Genomic DNA, 23,687 nt, shown 5'->3' on the forward strand with positions numbered 1-23,687 from the left:
TCCCTTGCCCAGGTTCAGTGTCATTGTCCCCGCGTACCAGGTCCAGGCGTATCTCTCCGAGTGCCTGGACTCGGTGCTGTCGCAGTCGTATCCCGATCTGGAACTGATCGCGGTGGACGACTGCTCACCGGATGCCTGCGGCGCGATCATCGACGAGTACGCCGCCCGTGACGCGCGGGTGCGCGCCGTGCACCTGCGCGAGAACCAGGGGCTCGGCCGGGCCCGGAACGCGGGGATGGCCGAGGCGAGCGGCGACTACCTCGTCTTCCTGGACAGCGACGACACCCTCACCCCGGACGCGCTGCGGGCCGTGGCCGACCGGATCAAGGAGTGCGGCGAGCCGGACGTCCTGGTGTACGACTACGCGCGCACGTACTGGGACGGCCGCCAGGTGCGCAACCAGCTCGCCGCCCAGCTCGTCGAGCAGGGCCCGGCGGCGTTCCGGCTGGAGGACCGGCCGGGGCTGCTCGGCGTGCTGATGGTGGCCTGGAACAAGGCCTACCGGCGGGAGTTCGTCCAGGAGCAGGGCTTCGCCTTCCCGCCGGGCTACTACGAGGACACCCCCTGGACCTTCCCGGTGCTGATGACGGCGGGGTCGATCGCCACCCTGGACCGGGTGTGCGTGCTCTACCGGCAGCGCCGCCAGGGCAGCATCCTCGGCACCGTCAGCCATAAGCACTTCGATGTGTTCGAGCAGTACGACCGGGTGTTCGCGTATGTCGAGGACCATCCCGAACTGGCGCGCTGGCGGCCGGAGTTGTGCCGTCGCATGGTCGACCACTTCGCGACGGTGTTCGCCAGGCGGGGCCGGCTGCCGCGCGGGACGCACGGCGAGTTCCTGCGCCGGGCCCGCGCCCACTGCCGCCGCCATCGGGTGCCGGGGGCCCGGCTGCGGCTGCGGCACGCCCTGGTCCGCTTCGGTCTGCACCGCACGTTCCGGGCGCTCCAGCTGTCCTCGGCCGTGCGCCGGCGCACCCTGAAGGCGATGGTGAAGCTGGCGCGCGCGGTGCGCGCCGGCGCGCTGCGGCTGCACTACCGGATCCAGCTGCGGCTGCCCGTCCGCGCCGACCGGGCGGTGTTCGCCTCCGGGGCGGGCCGCGGCCACAGCGGGGATCCGGGCGCCCTGGAGGAGGCGTTCCGCACCCATGCCCCGCAGGTGCGGACCGCGTGGATCGCCCGCGACGAGCACCGGCACACGGTCCCGCCCGGCCCGCACCGGCTGCGGCCCGGCACCGCCGCCTACTTCACGGCGCTGGCCCGCTCCAAGTACCTGGTCACCGACGACGTACTGGAGCGGCGGCTGCGCAAGCGGCGCGGACAGGTGATGATCCAGACCCGGCAGGGCACCCCGCTCAAGCACATGGGCCTGGATCTGCAGGAGCGGCCCGCGGCGGCCGGCGGCACCGACTTCGCCCATATGCTGCGCGGCGTCGACCAGTGGGACGTCGTCCTGTCCGGCAACCAGCACTCCACGCTCGTGTGGGAGCGGGTCTTCCCGGGCCGCTACACGACGCTGGAGTACGGCGCCCCGCGCAACGACCTCTTCCAGCGCGCGACCTCGGCGGACGTGGCCCGGCTGCGTGAGTCGCTGGGGATCCCCGAGGGCGCGGTCGCGATCCTGTACGCGCCGACCTTCCGCGACCATGTGCGCACCCAGCGCCCGCTGCTGGACCTGGAACGGATCGCACGCAGCCTCGGCCCGCGCTTTGTGATCCTGGCCCGCCCGCACCCCGTGCACGGCGGCCCGCTCGGCACGGGCAACCGGGTCATCGACGTCGGCGGCCACCCGAGCGTCGCATCCCTGTGTCTGGCCTCGGACGCGCTGCTCACCGACTACTCGTCGATCATGTTCGACTACGTCAACCTGGACCGGCCGATCGTGGTGCACTGCAACGACTGGCAGGCCTACCGTGCCTCCCGCGGCACCTACTTCGACCTGCGGGCCTTCCCGCCGGGCGCGGTCGCGCGCACCGAGGACGAGCTGATCGACATCTTCGCGACCGGCCACTGGCGCGGCTCCCGCTCGGCCCAGCTGCGGGCGGCGTTCCGGGAGCGTTTCTGCCCGTACGACGACGGACGCGCCGCCGAGCGGGTCGTACGGCATCTGGTCCTCGGTGAGCAGGGGCTGCCGTCGGTGGTGCCGGTCGCGGAGCGCAAGCCGGTGCCGTCGGCCTGCGAGCACTCCCCCTTGGCCACCGTGCCGCAACCTTCCGGTTCCCTCCCCGTCACCGAGAGGCGTTGACCACCGTTGATCCCCTCGGGAGTTCCCCTGCTCCTCGGCTCGACGCGGCCCACCCCGAGCCGGCCGTCCACCTGGCGTCCGGCAGGGCGACCCGGCCGTGTGCCCGGCCGGGTCCGCGAGACAACGGAAAGAACAGAATGCCCCGCTTCAGCATCATCGTCCCCTCCCATGGGGTCGCCGGCCGGCTGTCCCAGGCGCTGGACTCGGTTCTCGGCCAGTCCTTCGGCGATCTGCAGCTGATCCCGGTCTGCGACGCCCCCGACGCCCCGGCCGGCGAGGTGGCCGCCGGACACGCCGAGCGGGACTGCCGGGTGACCCCGGTCGACTCACCGCCGTCCGCCGGGCTGGGCGGGGCGCGCAACGCCGGGCTGCGGGCGGCGACCGGCGCGTATGTGCTGTTCCTCGACGGCGACGACCTGCTGCTGCCGGGTGCGCTCGCGGCGCTGGACGCCCGCCTCGCCGAGACCGGCGCCGTGGACGTGCTCTACGTCGAGCACGAGCGCGCCCCCTGGTGGGAGGGCGAGCCGGGCAACCCGGCGGCCCCGCTGCTGGCGAAGGCCCCCACGGGCTCCTTCGCCCCGGCCGAGCTGCCGGAACTGACCGGCGTCCCGTTCCCGGCCTGGAGCGCGGTCTACCGCCGCTCCTTCCTCGTCGAGCAGGAACTCGCCTTCCCCGACAGCCACTTCACCGACCTCGGCTGGGGCGGGCTGACCACGGTCGCGGCCGGCCGGATCGCGGTGCTGCGCCGGGTCGTCGTACGGCACCGGCTGCGCCGGCAGGGCAGCCGGCTCAATCTGCCGGGGCCGCACCAGCACGCCCTGCTCGACCAGGTGGACCTGGTGCTGACCCGGGCCGCCGGGGGCGCGCTGTCCGCCGAGCGGTTCCGGGCGCTGTTCGAGCAGCTGTTCACGCAGGTGCTGAAGACGGCCTCGCGGCCGGAGCGGCTGCCGTCCGGGCACCGGGCGTTCTTCCGCCGCGCGGCCGGCCTCTACCGGCGCCACCGGCCGGCCGGGTACCGGGCGCCCGGTGGCAGCCTGGGGGTGCAGCACCGGCTGCTGGCGGCGGGCGCGTACACCGCCTTCCGCGCGCTGCGCGGCGCCAACCAGGTGACCGTCCGGGCCGCCGAGCGGCTGCCGCGCCCGCGCATGCTGCGCACCCGGCTGCGCTACGCCCGCGACCTGCGCCGCCCGCTCGACCCCCGGCTGGCCGTGTACTGCGCGTACTGGGGCCGGGGCTACGCCTGCAACCCGGCCGCGATCCACGCCAAGGCCCGCGAACTCGCCCCGCACATCCGCTCGGTGTTCCTGGTCGAGGCGGACCAGGCGCACGCGATGCCGCAGGACGTGGACTACGCGGTGATCGGCTCCCGCCGCTACTGGAACGTGCTGGCCCGCGCGACCTACCTGGTCAACAACGCCAACTTCGCCGAGGGGATCGTCAAGCGGCCCGGCAGTGTGCATCTGCAGACCCAGCACGGCACCCCGCTGAAGACGATGGGCGTGGACCAGTCGACGTACCCGGTGGTGGCCGCCCGCTCGGGCAGCTTCACCAAGCTGCTGGGCCGCGTCGACCGCTGGGACTTCAACCTCTCCGCCAACCGGCACTCCACCCAGATGTGGGAGCGGGCCTACCCCGGCTCCTACGAGCACCTGGAGTACGGCTATCCGCGCAACGACGTCTACTGCACGGCGACCGGCGAGGATGTGGCCCGCGTCCGGCGCGAGCTGGGCGTCCCGGAAGGCGCGACGGCGGTGCTGTACGCGCCGACCCACCGCGACCACCACACCGGCTTCGAGCCCGGCCTGGACCTGGAGGCGTTCTGCGCGGCGGCCGGCGAGGACATCGTCGTCCTGCTGCGTGCCCACTACTTCTACGACCGGGGCCGCGCCCTGGGCTCGGACCGCATCATCGACGTCACCGCGCACCGCTCCTCGGAGGACGTCTGCCTGGCCTCGGACGCGCTGGTCACCGACTATTCGTCGATCATGTTCGACTACGCCAACCTGGACCGGCCGATCGTCGTGTACGCCGACGACTGGGACGTCTACCGGGAGACACGCGGCGTCTACTTCGACCTGACGGCCGAGCCGCCCGGCCACATCGCGCGCACGCCCGAAGAACTGGCCGCGCTCTTTCGCGACGGCTCCTACGCGGACGCCGGGGCCGCGGCGCTGCGAGCCGCGTTCCGGGAGCGGTTCTGCGCGTTCGACGACGGGCGGGCCGCCGAGCGCGTCGTACGGCGGGTGCTGCTGGGCGAGCCGCCGGAGGCGCTGCCCCCCGTGATCCCGCTCGCGGACCGCGTCCCCGCCCCCGCCGCCGCGACCCTCGCAAGGAGCTGACCCGCCGTGCCCCGCTTCAGTGTGATCGTGCCCTGTTTCAAGGTGCAGGGCTTTCTGCGCGAGTGCCTGGACTCGGTGCTGTCGCAGTCCTACGGCGACTTCGAGCTGATCGCCGTCGACGACCGCTCCCCGGACGGCTGCGGCGCGATCCTCGACGAGTACGCGGGGCGCGACCCGCGGGTGACGGTGCTGCACCTGCCGGAGAACGTGGGCCTCGGCCGGGCCCGCAACGCGGGTCTGGCGCTCGCCACCGGCGACTATCTGTTCTTCATGGACAGCGACGACACGCTCACCCCGGGCGCGCTCAGGGCCGTCGCCGACCGGCTGGCCGAGGCCGCGGACCCGGATGTGCTGGTCTTCGACTACGCGCGCACCTACTGGTGGGGCGGCACCCGGCGCAATGTCCTGGCCGAGATCCTCGCCGAGGCCGGGGCGGACACCTTCACCGCCGCGCAGTACCCGAAGATCCTGGATCTGCTGATGGTGGTGTGGAACAAGGTCTACCGGCGCGCGTTCGTCGCGGCGGAGGGCTTCTCCTTCCCGCCCGGCTACTACGAGGACACCCCCTGGACCTTCCCGGTCATGCTCAGCGCCCGGCGGATCGCCGTGCTGGACCGGATCTGTCTGAACTACCGGCAGCGCCGGCAGGGCAACATCCTGTCCACGACCAGCGCCAAGCACTTCGACGTCCACGACCAGTACGAGCGGGTCTTCGCGTTCGTCGAACAGCGCCCCGGGCTGGCGCACTGGCGGCCGTATCTGCACCGCAAGATGGGCGAGCACTGCCTGGACATCCTGGCCAAGCCGGACCGGCTGCCGCCCCGCGACAAGGCCGAGTTCTTCCGGCGTACGGCACAGATGTTCCGCGCGCACCGGCCCGAGGGAGCCGTCGTCGACGGTGGGACCGGCGCGCTGGAGGGCTCCTGGACGGCGTACCGGATCCGGCGGCAGACGGCGCGGGCCGGGCAGGAGGCGGCGCGGCGGGCCGGCCTGGTCCGCGACGCGGCCGCCGCGCGGGCCCGCGCCGGCTGGGCGTCCCTGCACGCACTGCGCCCGCTGGACCCGCGCCTGGTCCTCTACTCGGCGTCCTCGCACCGCGGCATGCTGGGCGACCCGGCGGCCGTCTACGCCACGGCCCGGGAGATCGCCCCGCTGCTGCACGGGGTGTGGGCGGTGCGGGACGAGGAGACCGCGGCTCTCCTGCCGCCGGACGTGGAGCATGTGATCGTGGGCTCCCGGCGCTATCTGGAGGTCGCCGCGCGGGCGAAGTTCTTCGTCAACGACGTCAACTGGCCCGGCGCGCTGGCCAAGCGGCCCGGCAGCGTGCACATCCACACCCACCAGGGCACCCCGCTGAAGTACCTGGGCGCCGATCTGCTGGACAAGCCGGGCGCCCGGCTCGGCTTCGACGTGCCGCAGATGCTGCGCCGGGCCGACCGCTGGGACTACAGCCTGGTCGCGAGCCGCCACGCCGAGCTGGCCTGGGAGCGGGCCTATCCCTGTCACTTCACCTCGCTGCGCACCGGCAGCCCGCGCAACGACGTGCTGGTGAACGGCGGCCCGAGCGACTTCCGCGAGCGGCACGGCATCCCGGCCGGCCACACCGTCGTGCTGTACGCGCCGACCCGCCGGGACTACCGGCGGGTCGGGCACGTCGAGCGGATCGACCTCGCCCGGTTCGCGGCCGACCTGGGCGAGGGCCGCACCCTGGTGGTCCGGCTGCATCCGTCGCTGGCGAACGGTCCGGCGCGCGGGGCGGGCCTCGCGGAGCTGGCGCGGCGCGGCATCGTGATCGACGCCACCGACGAGCCGCGCCTCACGGACGTGCTGCTCGCGGCGGACGTCCTGGTCACCGACTACTCGTCGGTCATGTTCGACTACGCCAACCTGGACCGGCCGATCGTGCTGCACGCCGACGACTGGCCCGCGTTCTCCGCGAGCCGGGGCGCCTACGTCGACATCACCGCCGAGCCGCCGGGCCATGTCGCCCGCTCCTACCGCGAGCTGGCCTGGCTGTTCGCCTCGGGGTGCTGGCGGGACGAGGAGTCGGCGCTGCTGCGGGCGGACTTCCGGGCCCGGTACTGCGAGTTCGACGACGGCCGGGCCGCCGAGCGCGTCGTACGGACGCTGCTGCTGGGCGAACCCATGCCGGAGCCCGCCGCGCTGCGGATCCCGGGGCAGCCCGCGGGACGGGACGCGCTGACGTCGGCGTAGGCCGACAGGGCCTCGGGGCGCATACGCGAGGGTGCCGGTCCCGCGGACGGGGACCGGCACCCGGGTGGGCCGCTCGACGGTTACTCGATGACGAGGTCGACGTCGACGTTGCCGCGGGTGGCGTTGGAGTAGGGGCAGACCTGGTGGGCGGTCTCGACCAGCTTGCGGCCGGTCTCCTCGTCCACGGTGTCGGGCAGCTCGACGCGCAGCGTCACCTTCAGGCCGAAGCCCTCGCCCTGCTTGCCGATGCCGACCTCAGCAGTCACCGCGGCCTCGGTGACGTCGACCTTCGCCTGCCTGCCGACGAGGCCGAGGGCGCTGCCGAAGCAGGCGGCGTAACCGGCGGCGAAGAGCTGCTCGGGGTTGGTGCCCTGGCCGTTGCCGCCCAGCTCCACCGGCGGGGCCAGCTTCAGGTCGATCTTGCCGTCGGAGGAGACGGCACGACCGTCCCGGCCGTGCGTGGCGGTGGCGACTGCGGTGTAGATCGCGTCCATGGTGACCCGTCCTTCTCGCTGATCTCGATGCGGTGTCCGTTGCGAGTACAAGTAGAGCACACAATTCAGTTGTGCACAATTAAATGGGCTACTGGAGCTACCCTGGAACCATGACCGCCTCGTCCTCCACCCCCTCCGCCCCTTCCACCGCCTCCTCCCCCGCCGACACGGACTGGCTCCGCCTGGACCGCCAGATCTGTTTCTCCCTGCACGCCGCGTCCCGCGCCTTCAACGGCGTCTACCGCGTGATCCTCAAGGACCTCGGGCTCACCTACCCGCAGTACCTGGTGATGCTGGTGCTGTGGGAATACGGCGACGTGCCGGTCAAGACGCTCGGCGAGCATCTGCGGCTCGACTCCGGCACGCTGTCCCCCCTGGTCAAGCGGCTGGAGGCGGCGGGCCTGGTACGCCGGGAGCGCAGCGCGCGGGACGAGCGCTCGGTACAGGTCCGGCTCACCGAGGAGGGCGCGGCGCTGCGCGAGCGGGCCCTTCGGGTGCCGCGCCGCATCATGGGCGCGACCGGCTTCGACCTGGCGGAGATCACCGACCTGCGCGAACGCCTCGACCAGCTCACGACCGCACTGGACGCGGCGGCCCTGACGGAAGCGGAGCGCGAGGCGGCAGCGGAGCGCGAGGCGGGATAGCCGGCACGGGCAGGGGGTTGCGGACGTACAGCCGGACGGCCGTGCCGTCCCGGAGGATCTCCTTCTGCCCGGTGAAGTCGCGTTTCAGCACGGCCAGTTTGGTCAGCTCGGCGGGCTTGCGCGGGCTCCAGCGCCCGGTGAGCAGATCGTGGTCCGCGACGACCCACACCCGGTCCAGCCGCCCCAGCCTGCGCCGCATCTCGGCCGGCCCGGCCTCCCGCCCGTACAGGGTCCCCGACTCGGCGGCCCCCTCGACCAGCGCCACGTCCCGCACCCCACGGAACGCCCGTGGATAGGCGAGGGCCGCGTTGCGCGCATCGCCGGGCAGGAACAGCACCGGGTCGCCCGGCCCCGTCTCCCGCGCCACCACCCGGGAGACGGCCCCCAGATCATCGGCCCGCGTCGCCGGGTCACGGTCGGCACGCAGCAGGGGGAGCTGCTCAAGCAGGGCGAGGACGATGGCGAACACACCGGCGAGGGTGCGGAGAGAGGGCCCCGACACCGAGAGACGCCGGAGCACCGAAAGACGCCGGAGCACCGAGAGACGCTGCCGGACCGAAAGACGCTGTGGCACCGAGGGACGCTGCGGCGAGCGACGTCTTTCCCCCACCCGGTCGGCACACAGCCGCCCCGCCCGTCCCACCGACCCCGCCACCCGCTCGGCCCCCGCCGCCACCAACAGCGGCGCCCCGCTCAACGCGTACAGCACATACCGGTCGACATACAGCGGCGACGCCTGGGACACCAGCATCAGCACCGCAGGGGGGACCACGGTCAACGGCAGGGCCACCCCCGCAAGGGTGATGTCCCCCCGCCGCCCCACCAGGCCCGCCGACCCCACCAGCCCGGCCAGGGCGAGCCCCAGGCACACCCAGTACACCCCGTCCGCGGGCCCGAGAAACGCCCGCAGCAGCCCCTGCGCCGTATCCGCCGTAGGCCTGCGCAGCCATGCCACCTGCGCCGACTGCCCCCGCGACACGAGCGCCATCGGCAGCAGCGAGAGCCCGACCGCGCCCGCCGCACACGCCCAGCGCCGCCACACCCGCGCCCCGGCCCGGGCCAGCGCAAGCGAGGCCCCATGGGCGCACAGCAGCAGCACCGCGAACTCGTGCAACCAGCAGGTCAGGCCGAGGACCAGGCCGTACGGCCACCAGCCGCCCCGGCCGTCCCCCCGCGCCGCCCGCACGAACAGCAGCGTCGCGCCGGTGGCACCGGCGGCCACCAGGGCGTACGAGCGGCCCTCCTGCGCATAGTGCCCGGCCATCGGCACGACGGCGTAGAGCAGCCCGGCCCACAGCCCGACGCGCGGCCGCAGCAGCCGGGTGCCGAGCGCCGCCACCAGCGCGGCCGTCACCGCCGCCGCGCACACCGACGGCAGCCGTAAGACGACCTCGCCGGGGTGGACGGCGAGGACGGTGTGCACGAGGAGGTAGTACAGACCGTGCACGGCGTCCACGTCGTGCAGCAGCAGCCAGATCTGCGGCACCGTGCGCCGCCCGGCCTGGAAGCTGACGGCCTCGTCGCGCCACATCCCGCCCCGGTCGAGCCCCCAGAGCCCGATCCCCAGCATCACCAGCGCGGGCACGCCGACGGCGGCCCGGCGGCGTATCCGGGCCCGCCGGTCCTCCGGCAGGCGCGTCGCACCGCCGGCCGGCCCGAAGACTGGTGCTGCAGCCGCCCGGCGCGACTGCGGTTTCAGAGGAAGCCCGACGTTCACCACGGCCCGTTCTTTTACGATTAACCAACCTTTTAGCTGTCATGACGGCGTATCGGAAGGGATACACCATCCGCGCGGCTTAGGCTCCCACGCGATGAACCGTCTCCGTGTCACTTCCGGTCCGGTGCACGCCCTCGCCGCCCTGTGGCTCACCACGCGCGGCCTGATGCTGTGGCTGCTCGTCCACGACAGCGCCCCGGTGCTGGGCGGGGGTTCGGTGAGCCGTGAGGTGTGGCGGCTGTACTTCCACTGGTACGGCGTCCTCGCGCACGGCTCGTTCCCGACGCACGACACCCTGTGGCAGTACCCGCCGGGCGCGGGCGCGGTGCTGCTGGCGCCGGGCCTGCTGCCCTGGTTGACCTACTTTCAGGCGTTCGTGGCTCTCACGCTGGCCGTGGACGCGCTGGTCACGACGGCCCTGACCCGCGCGGGCAGCCGGGCCGGCCGCAGCCTGCTCGGCGCGGCCCTGTGGACGGGCGGTCTGCCGCTGCTGCTGCAGCTCCCGCTCGCCCGCTACGACGTCCAGGTCACCGCCCTGGCCGTGCTCTCCCTGCTGGCGCTCGGCCGCTCCCCGCGCGCGGGCGGTGTGTTCGCGGCGCTGGGCGCGCTGGTGAAGGTGTGGCCGGCGCTGGTGCTGCTGGGCACGCCCCGGGGACGGCAGACACGCGGGACGTGGGCGTGGGCGGCGGCCGCCGGGACCGTCTCGTTCGCCCTCTTCGCGGTGCCGTTCCGCCATCCGCTGTCCTTTCTGCGGGAGCAGGGCGGACGCGGGGTGCAGATCGAGTCGCTCGGCGGTACGGCGCTGAACCTGGCGCGGCACCTGGGCTGGCCGGGCCAGGCCCGCTACCAGTTCGGCGCCGTCGAGATGGTCGGCCCGTACGTGCGCGCCGTCGCCACCGCCTCGCTGGCGCTGACGGCGCTGTCCTTCGCGCTGCTGGTGCTGTGGCGGGCGCGGGCGCGGTGCTGGAGCGAGGCCACGCCGTTCGACGCGGCGCTGTGCGCGGTGCTGCTGTTCACGGTCACCAGCCGGGTGATCAGCCCGCAGTACATGATCTGGCTGGTCGGGCTCGCCGCGGTGTGCCTGACCTCGCGGCACACAAGCCAGCGGCCGGTCGCGGCGCTGGTCCTGGCGGCGACCGCGCTGAGCACACTGGTGTTCCCGATGCGCTACGGCGACGTGATCGACGGCACCTGGGCGGGCTGTGTGCTGATGCTGGCTCGCAATGGGATCCTGGCAGCCGCCGCCGTACTGTCTTTCGTCCGTCTGTGGCGCACATCACGACCGAATGAAAAGACTATGAAAACAAGGGAACCTCAACCCGATTCCGATCGTCTTCCGGAACGAGCCCTGAGCGTCTCTTAACGGGCTATTACCGAATATTTCTACGCTCCCGGCCCGTGGATCCGATGCGACCAGACCCGTCCGACGCCCCCGATACAACAGGCACCGCCGAGCCGGCGGGTGCCGTCGAGAGAACAGGCACCGCCGAGTCGCCGCGCGCGGCGCAGGTCGGCGTCGTCGTCATCAGCTACAACCACCGCGCCCATGTGGCCGATGCCGTGCGTTCTGCGCTGGCCCAGGGCCCCGCGGTCGCCGAGGTCGTCGCCGTGGACGACTGCTCCACGGACGGCAGTGCCGAGCTGCTGGAGCAGCTGGCCGCCACCGAGCCCCGGCTGCGCGTGGTGCGCCGGAGCGAGAACAGCGGCGGCTGCGGCACCCCACGCAACACCGGCATCGACGCGCTGACGACGCCGTACGTGATGTTCCTGGACAGCGACGACGTGCTGCCGCCCGGTGCGGTGGACGCGCTGCTGGCGGCGGCCACGGGGGCGCACGCCGAGGTCGCGAGCGGGCTGTGCGTGCGCCGGGAGCTGCCTTCGGGGCGCGAACAGCCCTGGCAGGCGCCCCTCTACACGGCGCACACCGTCCTCGCGCGCCCCGCCCAGCGCCCGCGCCTGGTCCACGACACGCTGTGCGTCAACAAGCTGTACCGCACCGACTTCCTGCGCGAGCACGGCATCCGCTTCCCCGAGGGCCGCTTCCTCTACGAGGACATCGTCTTCACCGCACGCGTGATGGCCGCCGGCCCGCGCTTCACGCTCGTACCGGACCGCGTGTATGTGTGGCATGTGCGCCGGTCCGCCGAGCAGTTGTCGCTCTCGCTGGACCGGGAGCGCATCGACAACTGGAAGGCGCGCGTCGAGGCGTGCACGCTGGCGTATGACATCCTGCTGGGCGCCGGGCAGAAGGAGCTGGCGCGGGCGGTGCGGGCCAAGTTCCTCGACCACGAGGTGCGCATGTACACGCGCGAGCTGGGGTTGCGTGACGAGCAGTACCGGCGCGCGTGGTGGACGCACACCCGGGAGCACCTCGCGCACTACGACGCCGCCGACTGGGAGCTGAACCCCTGCGCCCCCGGCCGGGTGATCGCGCGGGTCGTCCTGGAGTCGCCCGAGCCCCGCGACCTGCCCCGCATGCGGGAACTGGCCGCGCGCCCGGCGCGCCTGCTGCCGCCCTACGCCCGCACCCCCGACGGCGTCCCCGTGTGGTCCGAGGACCTTCCGCAGGTCACCCTCGCCCCGCTCATGACCCGCCCGGTCTCCGCCCTGCCGCTCGCCGTCGACGCGGAACTGCAGCCACGCGCGCGTGCCTCACGCCTGCTCCTGCGGCTGCACGACCTGTACGGCAGGGTGACCGAGGCGGACCCGCGCGAGGTGGAGGTGGCCTGGCAGTCCCGGGACGACGAGCACCTGCGCGGGCACACGACGGCTCCGCTGACGCCCGGCGGTGCGGAGTCCGGCGCGGAGAGCTGGTCGGCCGAACTGCCCGTCGGCCTCGGCGCGCTCGGCGCGGGCACCTGGGATCTGCGGGTGACCGTGCGCTTCGCGGACGGCGCGGAGCGGGACGTCACGGCGCACGCGCTGACGGGCGCCGGCCGGCTGCGCCGCAGCGCCGTCCCGAGCGCCCGGCACGGCGTGCTCCTGATCCAGCCGTACGCCACGCACTCCGGCGCACTCGCCGTACGGGTGGCGACCGGCGTGCGCGGGGTCCTGCAGGTGGCGCGCGGCAGGCTCAGGCGCCTGCTTCACTGAGAGCGTCTTCCGTTTCGCTGACACACGGGGGGCCGATCGAGCAATTGAGGAGGAGACGGCCGCACATGACCTGGCTGATCACCGGCGGTGCCGGATACATCGGGGCACACGTCGTACGGGCGATGACCGAGGCGGGCGAACGCACGGTCGTCTACGACGACCTGTCCACGGGTGTCGCAGAACGCGTGCCGGCGGAGGTGCCGCTCGTCCAGGGCTCCGTCCTGGACGCGGACCGGGTGGCCCGCACGCTCGCCGAGCACGAGATCAGCGGGGTCGTGCACCTGGCGGCGAAGAAGCAGGTGGGCGAGTCGGTGGAGCGCCCGCTGCACTACTACCGGGAGAACGTGGAGGGCCTGCGGGTCCTGCTGGAAGCGGTCACGGCGGCCGAGGTCCCGTCGTTCCTCTTCTCCTCCTCGGCGGCGGTCTACGGCATGCCGGACGTCAACCTGGTGACGGAGGAGACCCCCTGCGTCCCGATGTCCCCTTACGGCGAGACGAAGCTGGCCGGTGAATGGCTGGTGCGGGCGACGGGCAAGGCGACCGGCCTCGCGACCGCGTCGCTGCGCTACTTCAACGTGGCCGGCGCGGCGACCCCGGAACTGGCCGACACCGGCGTCTTCAACCTGATCCCGATGGTCTTCGAGAAGCTCACCGAGAGCGCGCCGCCGCGCATCTTCGGCGACGACTACCCGACGCCGGACGGCACCTGTGTGCGCGACTACATCCATGTGGTCGACCTGGCCGAGGCCCATGTGGCCGTCGCCCGCGCCCTGGCCTCCGCCCCCGGCACCGACCTGACCCTCAACATCGGGCGCAGCGAGGGTGTGTCGGTGCGGGAGATGATCGACCGCATCAACGCGGTCACCGGCTACGACCGCGCGCCGACCGTCACCCCGCGCCGCCCCGGTGACCCCGCGCGTGTCGTCGCCTCGGCCGACCGCATCGCCACCGAACTGGGCTGGCAGGCCAAGTACGACGTCCAGGACATGATCACCTCGGCCTGGGAGGGCTGGCTCCGCCACCACCCGGAAGCCGCCCGCTCATAGCCGCAGCCTCCGGCGGGCCCCGGTCTCCCTCGCAGCCGCCGGCCCCGCCGGAGTCGTACGCTCTGCGGATGACCGGTCCCTCTCGCACCGAGCGCGCCGTCGGCGCCGTACTCGGCTCCGCTGTCGGTGACGCGCTCGGGGCGCCCTTCGAGTTCGGTCCCGAGGGCGCCTTCTCGGCCCGTTTCCCCCGTCCCGGACACGGCGGCGAGATGTGCGGGGGCGGCGGCTGGGATCCGGGCGAGGCGACCGACGACACACAGATGGCCGTCCTGACCGCCGAGTCCCTGCTGGAGCGCCGCGGTCTGGATCCGCCGGACGTCTTCCGGCGCTTCCAGCGCTGGGCGGCGGCCGGCCCGAAGGACATCGGCCTCCAGACGGAGGCCGTCCTGAGCGGTGGCGCCCCCTGGGACACGGCCGCCGCACTCCACTTCCGGATGAATCAACGGGCCGCCGGCAACGGCGCGCTGATGCGCGCGGCCCCCTCGGCGGTGCACTTCGCCCGGCACGGCCGCGAGTCCACCATGACCGCCGCCCGCCGGCTGTCCGCCCTCACCCACGGCGACCCCGCGGCCTGGGAGGGCACGGCGGCGCTGCACGAGCTGATCCGCGTGGCCCTGACCGGGGACGACCCGCTCAGCGCCGTACCGGCGACGCTGGCCGCCCTCGACCCCGGGCATCTGCCGCGCTACGAAACGGTCCTCTCCCCCCAGTGGCACCCCGACCGGGCCACCGAGTTCAACGGCGCCGTGTGGCCCTGTCTCGGTTCGGCCGTGTGGGCGCTGCGGACCACCACGTCGTACGAGGAAGCCGTGCGCGCCGCCGTCGATCTCGGCGGCGACACGGACACGGTGGCAGCGGTCACGGGGGCGCTGGCGGGAGCGGTGTACGGGGCCGGGGCGATACCGGGGCGCTGGCTCGAACCGCTGCATGTGCCGCTGCCGGGGTTCGGCGCACGCGTGCTGGGCGCGCGGGATCTGCGGGGTCTCGCCGGGCAACTGCTCGACGGGCCCGGCCGTACCCTCACAGCGCCTTGAGCGCCCCCGCCGTGGCCCGGGCCAGTTTCTCCAGGTAGCCCTTCGGCGGCTTGGGGGAGCGGATGACCACCGCGCGCCAGTACAGGGGGCCGGAGATCAGATCCAGGGCCAGGTCGGGGTCGATGCCCGCGCTGACCTCGCCCCGCGCCTCCGCCGCCGCCACGATCTTGCTGGCCACGCCCTCCTGACCGTCCCGCAGGGCCTTCTGGAAGGCATCGGCGATATCGGGATTGCGGGCCGCCTCCGCCTGGAGGTCGGGGATGATCTGCGAGGCGACCGGGTGGCGCAGGGCGCGGGACGTGACCTCGTAGAGCAGGCGCAGATCGCCCTCCAGGGAGCCGGTGTCGGGGACCGGGAGGCCCAGTACCGCCATCGCCGAGACGACATCCAGGACGAGGTGCAGCTTGGAACGCCAGCGCCGGTACACCGCGGTCTTGCCGACCCCCGCCCGGCGCGCGATGCCCTCGATCGACATCCGGGCGTAGCCGACCGCCGCGAGTTCCTCGAAGACCGCCGCGCGAATGGCTTCGGTCACGTCCTCTCGGAGCACGGCGGCTCCCGCAGGAGCCCTGCGGCGTTCACGCTTGGGGATCTCGTCGGCGTTCGTCGTCATGACTCACAGCATAGGTGCGTTACGACGAAACGGTTGCGTTCCGACGTCGATTGGTTCTACGCTCACGATGCGACGATACGGTCCCGTCCTGACGTAAGAGAACGTGAAGAGAAGCGTAAGGAAACGTCGGACGGCTGACCGTGCCGCGCCCCGGCGGCCAGCCGGACGCGCATCCCCCTCCCCCCGAGCGAAAGCAGCGGATGTGAGCCAGGTCCTCGACACACCGCCCCCCACCCAGGCCCCGGCCGACGACGATCTCGCGGCGCTTGCCGCCCGGCACGGCCTGACGGTGAGCGGCGCCCGCCCCTCCCTGTCGGAGTACATCGGCCAGCTGTGGGCCCGGCGCCACTTCATCACCGCCTTCGCCACCGCCAAGCTCACCGCGCAGTACAGCGAGGCCAAGCTCGGCCAGATCTGGCAGGTCATGACCCCGCTGCTGAACGCGGCGGTCTACTACTTCATCTTCGGCGTGCTGCTCGGCACCAGCCACGGGGTGAAGGACTACGTCCCGTTCCTGGTCACCGGCGTGTTCATCTGGACGTTCACACAGAGCTCGATCCAGGTCGGCACCCGGGCGATCTCCGGCAACCTCGGCCTGGTGCGCGCCCTGCACTTCCCGCGCGCCGCCCTGCCGATCTCCTTCTGTCTCCAGCAGCTCCAGCAGCTGCTGTTCTCGATGACCGCGCTGGTCGTCATCCTGCTCTGCTTCGGCATCCCGGTCGCCGCGTCCTGGCTGCTCGCCATCCCCGCGCTGATCCTGCAGTTCCTGTTCAACGCGGGCATGGCCATGATCATGGCGCGGATGGGCGCCAAGACCCCGGACATCGCCCAGCTGATGCCGTTCATCCTGCGCACCTGGATGTATGTGTCCGGCGTGATGTGGAGCATCGGCAAGCTCACCAAGAAGGACCACCTGCCGCACATCGTCCTGGTCCTGCTGGAGAACAACCCGGCCGCCGTCTACATCGACCTCATGCGCTATGCGCTGATCGACAGCTTCCACTCCAAGCAGCTCCCCCCGCACGTGTGGCTGGTCGCCGCCGGCTGGGCCCTGGCCGTCGGCATCGGCGGCTTCATCTACTTCTGGAAGGCAGAGGAGAAGTACGGCCGTGGCTGAGCAGACCCCCAAGAACCCCGAGATCCGCGACGAGATCCTCGACGAGGTCCGCGAAGAGACCCCCGACGAGCGCATGATGCGCGAGCGGCTCGAACGCCTCGACGGCGACGAGAAGATCCCCACGGTCGTCTGCGACGGCGTCGACATCGTCTACCGGGTCAACGGCACCGGCGCCGGCCGCGGCAGCGCCACCGCCGCCCTCAACCGCATGTTCCGCCGCCAGCAGACCGAGAAGGCGGCCGGGGTGCGCAAGGTGCACGCGGTGAAGAAGGTGTCGTTCGTCGCCTACAAGGGCGAGGCGATCGGCCTCATCGGCACCAACGGCTCCGGCAAGTCCACGCTGCTCAAGGCCGTCGCCGGCCTGCTGCCGGTGGAGAACGGCCACATCTACACCAACGGCCAGCCCTCCCTGCTCGGCGTCAACGCGGCCCTGATGAACGACCTCACCGGTGAGCGCAACGTCTACCTCGGCGGTCTCGCCATGGGCATGTCCCGCGAGCAGGTCAAGGAGCGCTACCAGGACATCGTCGACTTCTCCGGGATCAACGAGAAGGGCGACTTCATCACCCTTCCGATGCGTACCTACTCCTCCGGTATGGCCGCCCGGCTGCGCTTCTCCATCGCCGCCGCCAAGGACCACGACGTCCTGCTGATCGACGAGGCCCTGGCCACCGGTGACCGCAGGTTCCAGATGCGCTCCGAGGAGCGGATCCGCGAGCTGCGCGCGACGGCGGGCACGGTCTTCCTGGTCAGCCACAACAACAAGTCGATCCGCGACACCTGCGAGCGCACTATCTGGCTGGAGCGCGGCGAGCTGCGCCTGGACGGGCCGACCGAGGACGTCATGAAGGAGTACGAGGCCTTCACCGGCGACAAGAGCGACAAGAAGGCCGGCGCGCGCAAGGCCGCGTGAGCGAGCCGGATGGCGAGAAGAAGAAGAAAAGGTGACCGAGGAAGAAACCGGAGACCACGGAACTCCGTCTTCCTTCTTGGGCCATCTCTTACTCCACGAGCGGATATCCCTTTCATCCGCTTAGTGACAGTATGTTATGAAGAATCCCCAAACCCCACAAGCCGAAGGAGTCCACTGCGATGCCCCAACTCAGCGTCATCGTCTACGGACCGAACGCACAGGGGCATCTGACAGAGCTGCTGGACTCCCTGGAGGCCCATCCGCTCACGGACGCCGAAGTGATCGTCGCGGCGGTCGGAGACTGGGCGCGGGAGGCCGCCGAGCGGCACGCCCCGCACACCGTCGTCGTACCGCTGCCCGAGGACACCGGTGACGCGGCGGCGCGGGCCGCGGGCGCCGCCCGCGCGACCGGCCGCTGGCTGCACTTCGTCCACGCCAAGGACAGCCTGCCGGCCGGTGCCCCCCGGCTGATCGCCGAGCGGACCGCCGAACTCGACGCCGCGGACGCCGACGGCACCACCGGGGCGGCCGGGGCCACGGGCGCCGGCGTGGACCTCCTGCTCCTCGACCACGTCACCACCACCTGGCAGACCGCCGCCAGGCCCTCGCGCGACGGCCGCCTGCTCGCCGCCGTCGGCCGCGAGGGCCTGCCCCTGGACGAGGCCGCCGACCTGCTGCGTCTCACCCCGCTGCTCGGCAACCGCGCCCTGCGCACCGACTTCTGGCGGGCGCACGAGGCGGACCTCACCACCGACGACGAGCCGCACGCCGCCCAGGCCGCCCTGCTGCGCGCCGGCCGTGTCGCCTGTCTGAACCAGGTGGCGTACGAACGCCGCGAGCTGCGCCCCGAGAGCCTGCCGCCGCGCGCCCCCGAGGACCGCTTCGCGCTGATCGACCGCTACGACGCGCTGCTCGCGCCGGCCAGGGACCGCCGCGCCGCCCGCGCGGTGCTGTACGACCTGATGATGCGCGACCTCGTGCGCACCTTCGCCGGCGAGAACCTGCCCGACGCGGTGGCCCGGGAGTTCTTCCGCCGGGCCTCGCTCGCCGCGGTCCGCTGGCGCCCCGAGAACCACGAGCGCCCGGCGGGCGTGGAGGGCGTACGGCACGGGCTGCTGGAAGAGGGCGCGTACACCAAGTACCGCGCGTTCCAGGCCGCCAACCGCACCCGCCGCGCCGCGAAGAAGGCCGTACGGACCCGTAAGCGCCAGGTCGGCGCCAAGCTCCGCGACCAGCAGTACCACCGCGCCCTGAGCCGCCCGGTCGACCCCGACCTGGCCGTGTTCGACGCGTACTGGGAGCGCGGAGTGGCCTGCAACCCGGCCGCGATCGCCGCCAAGCTCGCCGAACTCGCCCCGCACATCCACCAGGTGTGGACGGTGTCGAAGCAGAACACGGCCCTGCTGCCGCCCGGCACCGACCATGTGGTCCCCGGCACCCGCCGCTACTGGGAGATCCTGGCGAGTGCCAAGTACCTGACGAGCAACGTCAACTTCCCCAACGCGGTGGTCAAGCGCCCCGACGCGATCCACCTCCAGACCCACCACGGCACCCCGCTCAAGCGCATGGGCCTGGACCAGATGGAACACCCGGCCGCCGCCAAGGGCCTGGACTTCGCCGCGCTGCTGTCCCGCATCGACAAGTGGGACTACAGCGTCAGCGCCAACAGCCACTCGACCCGTATGTGGGAGCGCGCCTACCCGGCCCGCTACACCTCCCTCGACTACGGCTATCCGCGCAACGACGTCTTCTACACGAGCGACGCCCAGGCCGTCCGCGCGGCCCGCGCCCGCCTCGGCATCCCGCCCGGCAAGACGGCCCTGCTGTACGCGCCGACGCACCGCGACTACGAGGCCGGCTTCACCCCGCGTCTGGACCTCGCCGAACTCGCCGACCGGCTCGGCGAGAACACGGTCCTGCTGGTCCGCGCCCACTACTTCTACGGCGGCGCGGCCTCCCCGCTGACCGGACTGCGCCGCTCCGGCCGGATCATCGACGTCTCCTCCTACGACCCCGTCGAGGAGCTGTGCCTGGCCGCCGACGCGCTGGTCACGGACTACTCGTCGATCATGTTCGACTACGCCAACCTCGACCGCCCGATCGTCGTCTACGCCGACGACTGGGAGACCTACCGGACCACCCGGGGCGTCTACTTCGACCTGATGACCGAACACCCCGGCCAGGTCGCCCGCACCCAGGAGGAGCTGACGGAGATCTTCGCCTCCGGCGCCTGGCGCGACGAGAGCGCGGCCAAGGCACGCACGGCCTTCCGCCGCCGGTTCTGCGAGTACGACGACGGACGCGCCGCCGAACGCGTCGTACGACGGGTGTTCCTGGGCGAGCCGGAGGAGTCACTGCCACCGGTGATCCCGCTCGAGGAACGCACCCCCGCCCCGACCCCCGAGGAGGCCTCGGCATGACGACCGCAACGACCACGACCCCCGATGTCACGGTCACCGTCATCGTCTACAACGACGCGGCCCTCCTGCCCCGCGCGGTGGCTTCGGCGCTCGCCCAGACGCACGCCAACATCGAGATCATCATCAGCGACGACCACTCCACGGACGACACTCCGACGGTGGCGCGCCGGCTGGAGGCGGAGCACGATCGCATCCGCTATCTCCGTCTGCCGGAGAACAGCGGCGGCTGCAGCGCCCCGCGCAACCGGGCCATCGAGATCGCCCGGGCGCCGTATCTGATGTTCCTCGACAGTGACGACGAACTCCCGCCGAACGCGGTGGAGTTGCTGCTCGCCGCGCACCGCGAGCGCGAGGTCGACTTCACCATGGGCACCTGCCAGCGCCTCAGGGTGGACACCGGCCGCCGCTCCACGTGGATGCCGCAGCTGTTCGCCGAGCGGCGCACGGTGGAGAGCATCGAGTCGGACCCGGACCTGCTCTTCTGGCCGCTGTCGACGAACAGGATGTACACCGCCGACTTCCTGAACCGCCACAACCTCCGCTTCCCGGAGGGTGTCCACTACGAGGACCAGCTGTTCTCGATCCAGGCGTTCTGCCTGGCGAAGGCGTTCACGATCATCCCGGAGCCGGTGTACGTCTGGCACATCGAGCCGTTCGCGGCAGCGGAGACGGCCACGATCTCCAACCAGCGGCACAAGATCTCCAACGTCGAGGACCGCATCCGCGTGCACCGCATGATCGACGACTTCCTGGAGGAGAGCGGGCACACCGGGCTGCGGGAGGACAAGGACTACAAGTTCCTCAAGCACGACTTCAGGCTGTACGCGGGTGACCTGCCCTACCGGGACGAGGACTGGGTGGGCGCCTTCGCGGACATCATGAACCCCTACCTGGACACCCTCTCCCCCGGCGCGTACGCCCGGCTGCCCCGCTCCGAGCGGATCGTGCTGGAGCTGCTGCGGGAGCGCCGCCTCGACGACGTCCGGCCCGCCGCGCGCGGCCTGGCGCCTCAGGTGGCGCCGCGGCAGGTCACGGCCGACGCGTCCGGTGTGCCGTACTGGGGCGACAGTGTGCCGTCCACCGAGCGCGGCCGTCGCGAACTGGACGTGTCCGACCTGGAGTTGGACACGCGTCCGTTCCCGAGCGCGCAGTTCCGTCATGAGATCACGGAACTGACCCCGGGCCCCGGCGCCACCCTCACCCTGGCGATCCGCACCTACGACCCCGGGCTTCGCCTCCCGGTCGGCCCCCAGCGCGCCAGCCTGCTGCTCTCTCCCGGTGGCCGGCGGATGACGGTGCCCTTCCGTCTGAACCCGATCAGCCCCGGCGTCTTCGAGGGCGAGGTCCGCCTCGACCTCACCACCGCCGCGCTTCCCCTCCAGGGCTTCGCTGGCGCACGCCACCCGCTGATCCGCCTCCAGCAGCAGGGCCTGTCCAACTCCGGCCTGCTGCTGGCCCCGCTGGCCTTCCCCACGCTCAAGACCCGCATCGACTACCGCTCCGGCGCTGCCCCGCACGAGGTCACCATCGAGCCGGAGGGCCGCGCCCCCGGCCGCCTCCAGTTCCACTGGCGCCCGGTGGGAGTGACGGCACGGGTGATCCGCCCGGTCATCAAGCGAGTGGCCCCCCCGAAGGTCCGCAAGGCGGCGAAGCTGCTGTCGAGCGTGCTCCGGTAGGCACCGGGTCGCACGTCGCACCACCGTTGTACCGCGGGCCCGCCAACGAAGCGGGCCCGCGTCAGCTCGGCGCACGACGCTCAGCGCACGCGTCAGCTCAGCGCACGACTCGGTACAGGACCTGGTCATCCGGGCCGGCGGTCACCTTTCGCAGGCCAGGACCGGCCAGACCGTCCGGTCCCACGACCCACCGCACGTCGTACTCCCGCAGAATCCCGGCCCGCTCAGAAGAAGGCGTCGCTCCGGCGAAGTACCGCTCGACCGCCGCCTCCCTCCGCCCCGCATCCGGAAGAAACACATCCGGATAGCCGGGCGCCACGGTGTACGGCCCGTACGCCGGGATCTGTCGCGCCGGCATCGTCCGGGCCATCACCACATCCCCGTACTTCACCCACGGCGTGATCCAGTGGTACCCCACCCACGGCGTCCGGTACTTCGCCGCCACCACCGACGGCAGCGCACCCCGGCCCGTCACATACCCGAGCGTCCCGACCTGCGTCCACGCCCCGACCAGCAGCGCGGCGCCCAGCACACACGCCCACCCGAGCCGCACCGCCCGCCGCCCGGCCGCCACGGTCTCCACCGCGGCGGCCAGCTGCGCCGGGATCAGCGCGGCCGGCAGGGCCCGGCCCCAGGAGTAGTGCCCGGTCAGCCCGCCCGCGGCGAACATCAGCACCCCGAGGACGAAGAACAGCACCAGGGGGTCCCACCGGTCGCGCCGGAAGCGGAGCACCAGCGCCAGCGCCCCGAGCAGCACCAGCCCGAACCGCTCGGCCAGCTGCCCGTACAGCGGCCGGTGGATGGCCTCCAGGTCCGCGCCGGCGGAGAAGAGCGAGAAGAAGTCGTAGTACGGCCACAGCCACAGCAGGACCACGCCGAGCGCCAGCGCGGCGGCCAGCCGCAGCAGCACCGGGCGCGCCGGCCGCGCCGCGATCACCATCGCCAGCGCCCCCAGCGACGCCACGACGCCGGTGAACTGGTGGCAGAGCAGGATCAGGGCCCAGAGCCCGCCGAGCCACAGCCACCTTCCCCACGCGGTCTCCTCGCGCACCGCCCGCGTGACCCAGGCCCAGAAGTGGAAGGTGAGGCCAAGCGCGAGGACGCTGGGGTACGACACCGTCAGCGCCAGCGAGTTCAGGCCCAGGAACCCGGACCAGGTGAACAGCACCGGGCCCCACAGGAAGAGCAGGCTGAGCAGCGCCAGGGCCGGTGCGGCGCGATGCGCGGACAGGGTGCGGACATAGCGCCAGACCCCGGTGACCAACAGCGTCAGCGCGACCAGCGCGCCGAGCCGCAGCACCATGAACACCGACAGACCGGTCACCTTGGCGACCGCGCCCAGCACCAGCATCCACGGCGAGTAGTAGGGGCTCGGCGTGTCCGCGTCGACCAGCGGATTGCCGGGATGGAACAGGTCATGGCTCAGCCGCTGGATGGTGGCGGCGTGCATGCCGAGGTCGCCCGCCCATGGCAGCCGGACGACCACCAGGAGCAGCAGCACCACGACGAGCGCGGCGGCCACCTGCGGCAGTGCCCGGCCGGCCCGGGCGGCGCCGGCCGTCGGCTGTGTGCGGTTCACCGGTTCAGTATCAGGCGGTGCGGTGTGCATCCTGCTGGAACACCCAAGTGCGATAGACGAGGAATCGGAACGCGGAGGCAAGCACGATCGACAGGGCCTTCGCCACATTCGATTGCAGCACTCCGTGCAGGCCCAGTCCGTGGTAACCGACCCAGAACAGGCCGATTTCCATGACGACACCGAGGCCGCTGAAGACGAAGAACAGGATGATCTGGCTGCGCGTGCGCGAGGCCCGGTCGCGATAGGCGAAATAGCGGAAACCCAGGTAATTGGTCGCCATCGCGATGCAGCTGGCCAGGACGGTCGCGGTCATCGCCTGCCAACCCAAGCCGCGCAGCAGCAGGTTGAAGATCAGGAAATTGACGAGGACACCGCTGCCGCCGACGATCCCGAATCTCACCACCTCCAGCACGACACGCCTGACAGGCCGGGCCGGAGCCGGCGCGGGGGGTGCCGCCGGACGAGTCTCGGTGAGTTGAACAGTCACAGCGTCGACCCTAACCGAAGGCTGCCGATTAGCAGGAAACGGTAAATTCATTGATCGTT

Annotated in this window: 17 protein-coding genes; 12 read left to right on the forward strand and 5 right to left on the reverse strand. The window is 72.2% G+C overall.

What is annotated here, in order from left to right; all coding sequences use genetic code 11:
- Positions 1-4 precede the first annotated feature (4 nt).
- The 3 genes from IE277_RS05975 to IE277_RS05985 all read left to right on the forward strand — a co-directional run bounded on the left by IE277_RS05975 (position 5) and on the right by IE277_RS05985 (position 6,795).
- On the forward strand, positions 5-2,242 hold the full coding sequence (locus tag IE277_RS05975) for a bifunctional glycosyltransferase/CDP-glycerol:glycerophosphate glycerophosphotransferase (protein ID WP_189949072.1): 2,238 nt from the start codon (positions 5-7) through the stop codon (positions 2,240-2,242).
- 137 nt (positions 2,243-2,379) lie between these two features.
- A complete protein-coding gene (locus IE277_RS05980; RefSeq protein WP_189949074.1) occupies positions 2,380-4,581 on the forward strand; it encodes a bifunctional glycosyltransferase/CDP-glycerol:glycerophosphate glycerophosphotransferase in 2,202 nt (733 codons plus the stop codon).
- Between the two features lie 6 nt (positions 4,582-4,587).
- Entirely contained in the window at positions 4,588-6,795 is a 2,208-nt protein-coding gene (locus tag IE277_RS05985) for a bifunctional glycosyltransferase/CDP-glycerol:glycerophosphate glycerophosphotransferase (RefSeq protein ID WP_189949075.1), read from the forward strand.
- 80 nt (positions 6,796-6,875) lie between these two features.
- On the opposite strand, the gene IE277_RS05990 is transcribed toward IE277_RS05985, so the two are convergent.
- Positions 6,876-7,289: an organic hydroperoxide resistance protein gene (locus tag IE277_RS05990; RefSeq protein ID WP_189949078.1), complete on the reverse strand. Its 414-nt coding sequence runs from the start codon at positions 7,287-7,289 to the stop codon at positions 6,876-6,878.
- Between the two features lie 110 nt (positions 7,290-7,399).
- Between IE277_RS05990 and IE277_RS05995 the strand changes: the two genes are divergently transcribed.
- Positions 7,400-7,933, forward strand: a complete 534-nt coding sequence (locus IE277_RS05995) for a MarR family winged helix-turn-helix transcriptional regulator (protein WP_189949079.1) — start codon at positions 7,400-7,402, stop codon at positions 7,931-7,933.
- On the opposite strand, the gene IE277_RS06000 is transcribed toward IE277_RS05995, so the two are convergent.
- Positions 7,860-9,503, reverse strand: coding sequence for a glycosyltransferase family 39 protein (locus tag IE277_RS06000; protein ID WP_189949253.1), 1,644 nt, complete (start codon positions 9,501-9,503; stop codon positions 7,860-7,862). The genes IE277_RS05995 and IE277_RS06000 overlap by 74 nt on opposite strands.
- A gap of 241 nt (positions 9,504-9,744) precedes the next feature.
- Here IE277_RS06000 and IE277_RS06005 point away from each other — a divergent pair, with 241 nt between their 5' ends.
- The 4 genes from IE277_RS06005 (at position 9,745) to IE277_RS06020 (ending at position 14,823) form a co-directional block, all read left to right on the forward strand.
- Complete coding sequence (locus IE277_RS06005; RefSeq protein ID WP_189949081.1) at positions 9,745-11,013, forward strand: glycosyltransferase 87 family protein; 1,269 nt, start codon at positions 9,745-9,747, stop codon at positions 11,011-11,013.
- A 44-nt stretch (positions 11,014-11,057) separates the two neighbouring features.
- The gene (locus IE277_RS06010) at positions 11,058-12,743 is read left to right on the forward strand and encodes a glycosyltransferase family A protein (protein WP_189949255.1); all 1,686 of its coding nucleotides are present in this window, start codon (positions 11,058-11,060) and stop codon (positions 12,741-12,743) included.
- Between the two features lie 65 nt (positions 12,744-12,808).
- Complete coding sequence (gene galE / locus IE277_RS06015; protein ID WP_189949083.1) at positions 12,809-13,789, forward strand: UDP-glucose 4-epimerase GalE; 981 nt, start codon at positions 12,809-12,811, stop codon at positions 13,787-13,789.
- A 68-nt stretch (positions 13,790-13,857) separates the two neighbouring features.
- Positions 13,858-14,823 carry an ADP-ribosylglycohydrolase family protein gene (locus IE277_RS06020; protein WP_189949085.1) on the forward strand — a complete coding sequence of 322 codons (966 nt, stop codon included), beginning with the start codon at positions 13,858-13,860 and terminating at the stop codon, positions 14,821-14,823.
- On the opposite strand, the gene IE277_RS06025 is transcribed toward IE277_RS06020, so the two are convergent.
- Complete coding sequence (locus IE277_RS06025) at positions 14,810-15,436, reverse strand: TetR/AcrR family transcriptional regulator (RefSeq protein ID WP_189949087.1); 627 nt, start codon at positions 15,434-15,436, stop codon at positions 14,810-14,812. The two genes, IE277_RS06020 and IE277_RS06025, sit on opposite strands and share 14 nt — an antisense overlap.
- Positions 15,437-15,638: 202 nt before the next feature.
- Between IE277_RS06025 and IE277_RS06030 the strand changes: the two genes are divergently transcribed.
- The 4 genes from IE277_RS06030 to IE277_RS06045 all read left to right on the forward strand — a co-directional run bounded on the left by IE277_RS06030 (position 15,639) and on the right by IE277_RS06045 (position 21,562).
- Positions 15,639-16,553: an ABC transporter permease gene (locus IE277_RS06030; protein ID WP_189949089.1), complete on the forward strand. Its 915-nt coding sequence runs from the start codon at positions 15,639-15,641 to the stop codon at positions 16,551-16,553.
- 76 nt (positions 16,554-16,629) lie between these two features.
- Complete coding sequence (locus IE277_RS06035) at positions 16,630-17,466, forward strand: ABC transporter ATP-binding protein (RefSeq protein WP_189949257.1); 837 nt, start codon at positions 16,630-16,632, stop codon at positions 17,464-17,466.
- Between the two features lie 179 nt (positions 17,467-17,645).
- On the forward strand, positions 17,646-19,886 hold the full coding sequence (locus IE277_RS06040; protein ID WP_189949091.1) for a CDP-glycerol glycerophosphotransferase family protein: 2,241 nt from the start codon (positions 17,646-17,648) through the stop codon (positions 19,884-19,886).
- A complete protein-coding gene (locus tag IE277_RS06045; protein ID WP_189949093.1) occupies positions 19,883-21,562 on the forward strand; it encodes a glycosyltransferase family 2 protein in 1,680 nt (559 codons plus the stop codon). Before IE277_RS06040 ends, IE277_RS06045 begins: the two co-directional genes overlap by 4 nt.
- 97 nt (positions 21,563-21,659) lie before the next feature.
- Here the strand turns inward: IE277_RS06045 and IE277_RS06050 are convergent, their stop codons facing one another.
- Positions 21,660-23,171 (reverse strand): putative glycosyltransferase family protein, encoded by a 1,512-nt coding sequence (locus IE277_RS06050; protein ID WP_373310716.1) that lies wholly within the window; start codon positions 23,169-23,171, stop codon positions 21,660-21,662.
- On the reverse strand, positions 23,152-23,553 hold the full coding sequence (locus tag IE277_RS06055) for a GtrA family protein (protein WP_229880677.1): 402 nt from the start codon (positions 23,551-23,553) through the stop codon (positions 23,152-23,154). The genes IE277_RS06050 and IE277_RS06055 overlap by 20 nt, the downstream gene beginning before the upstream one ends.
- Positions 23,554-23,687: the final 134 nt, after the last annotated feature.

Source organism: Streptomyces alanosinicus (assembly GCF_014650595.1).
GTDB lineage: Bacteria > Actinomycetota > Actinomycetes > Streptomycetales > Streptomycetaceae > Streptomyces > Streptomyces alanosinicus.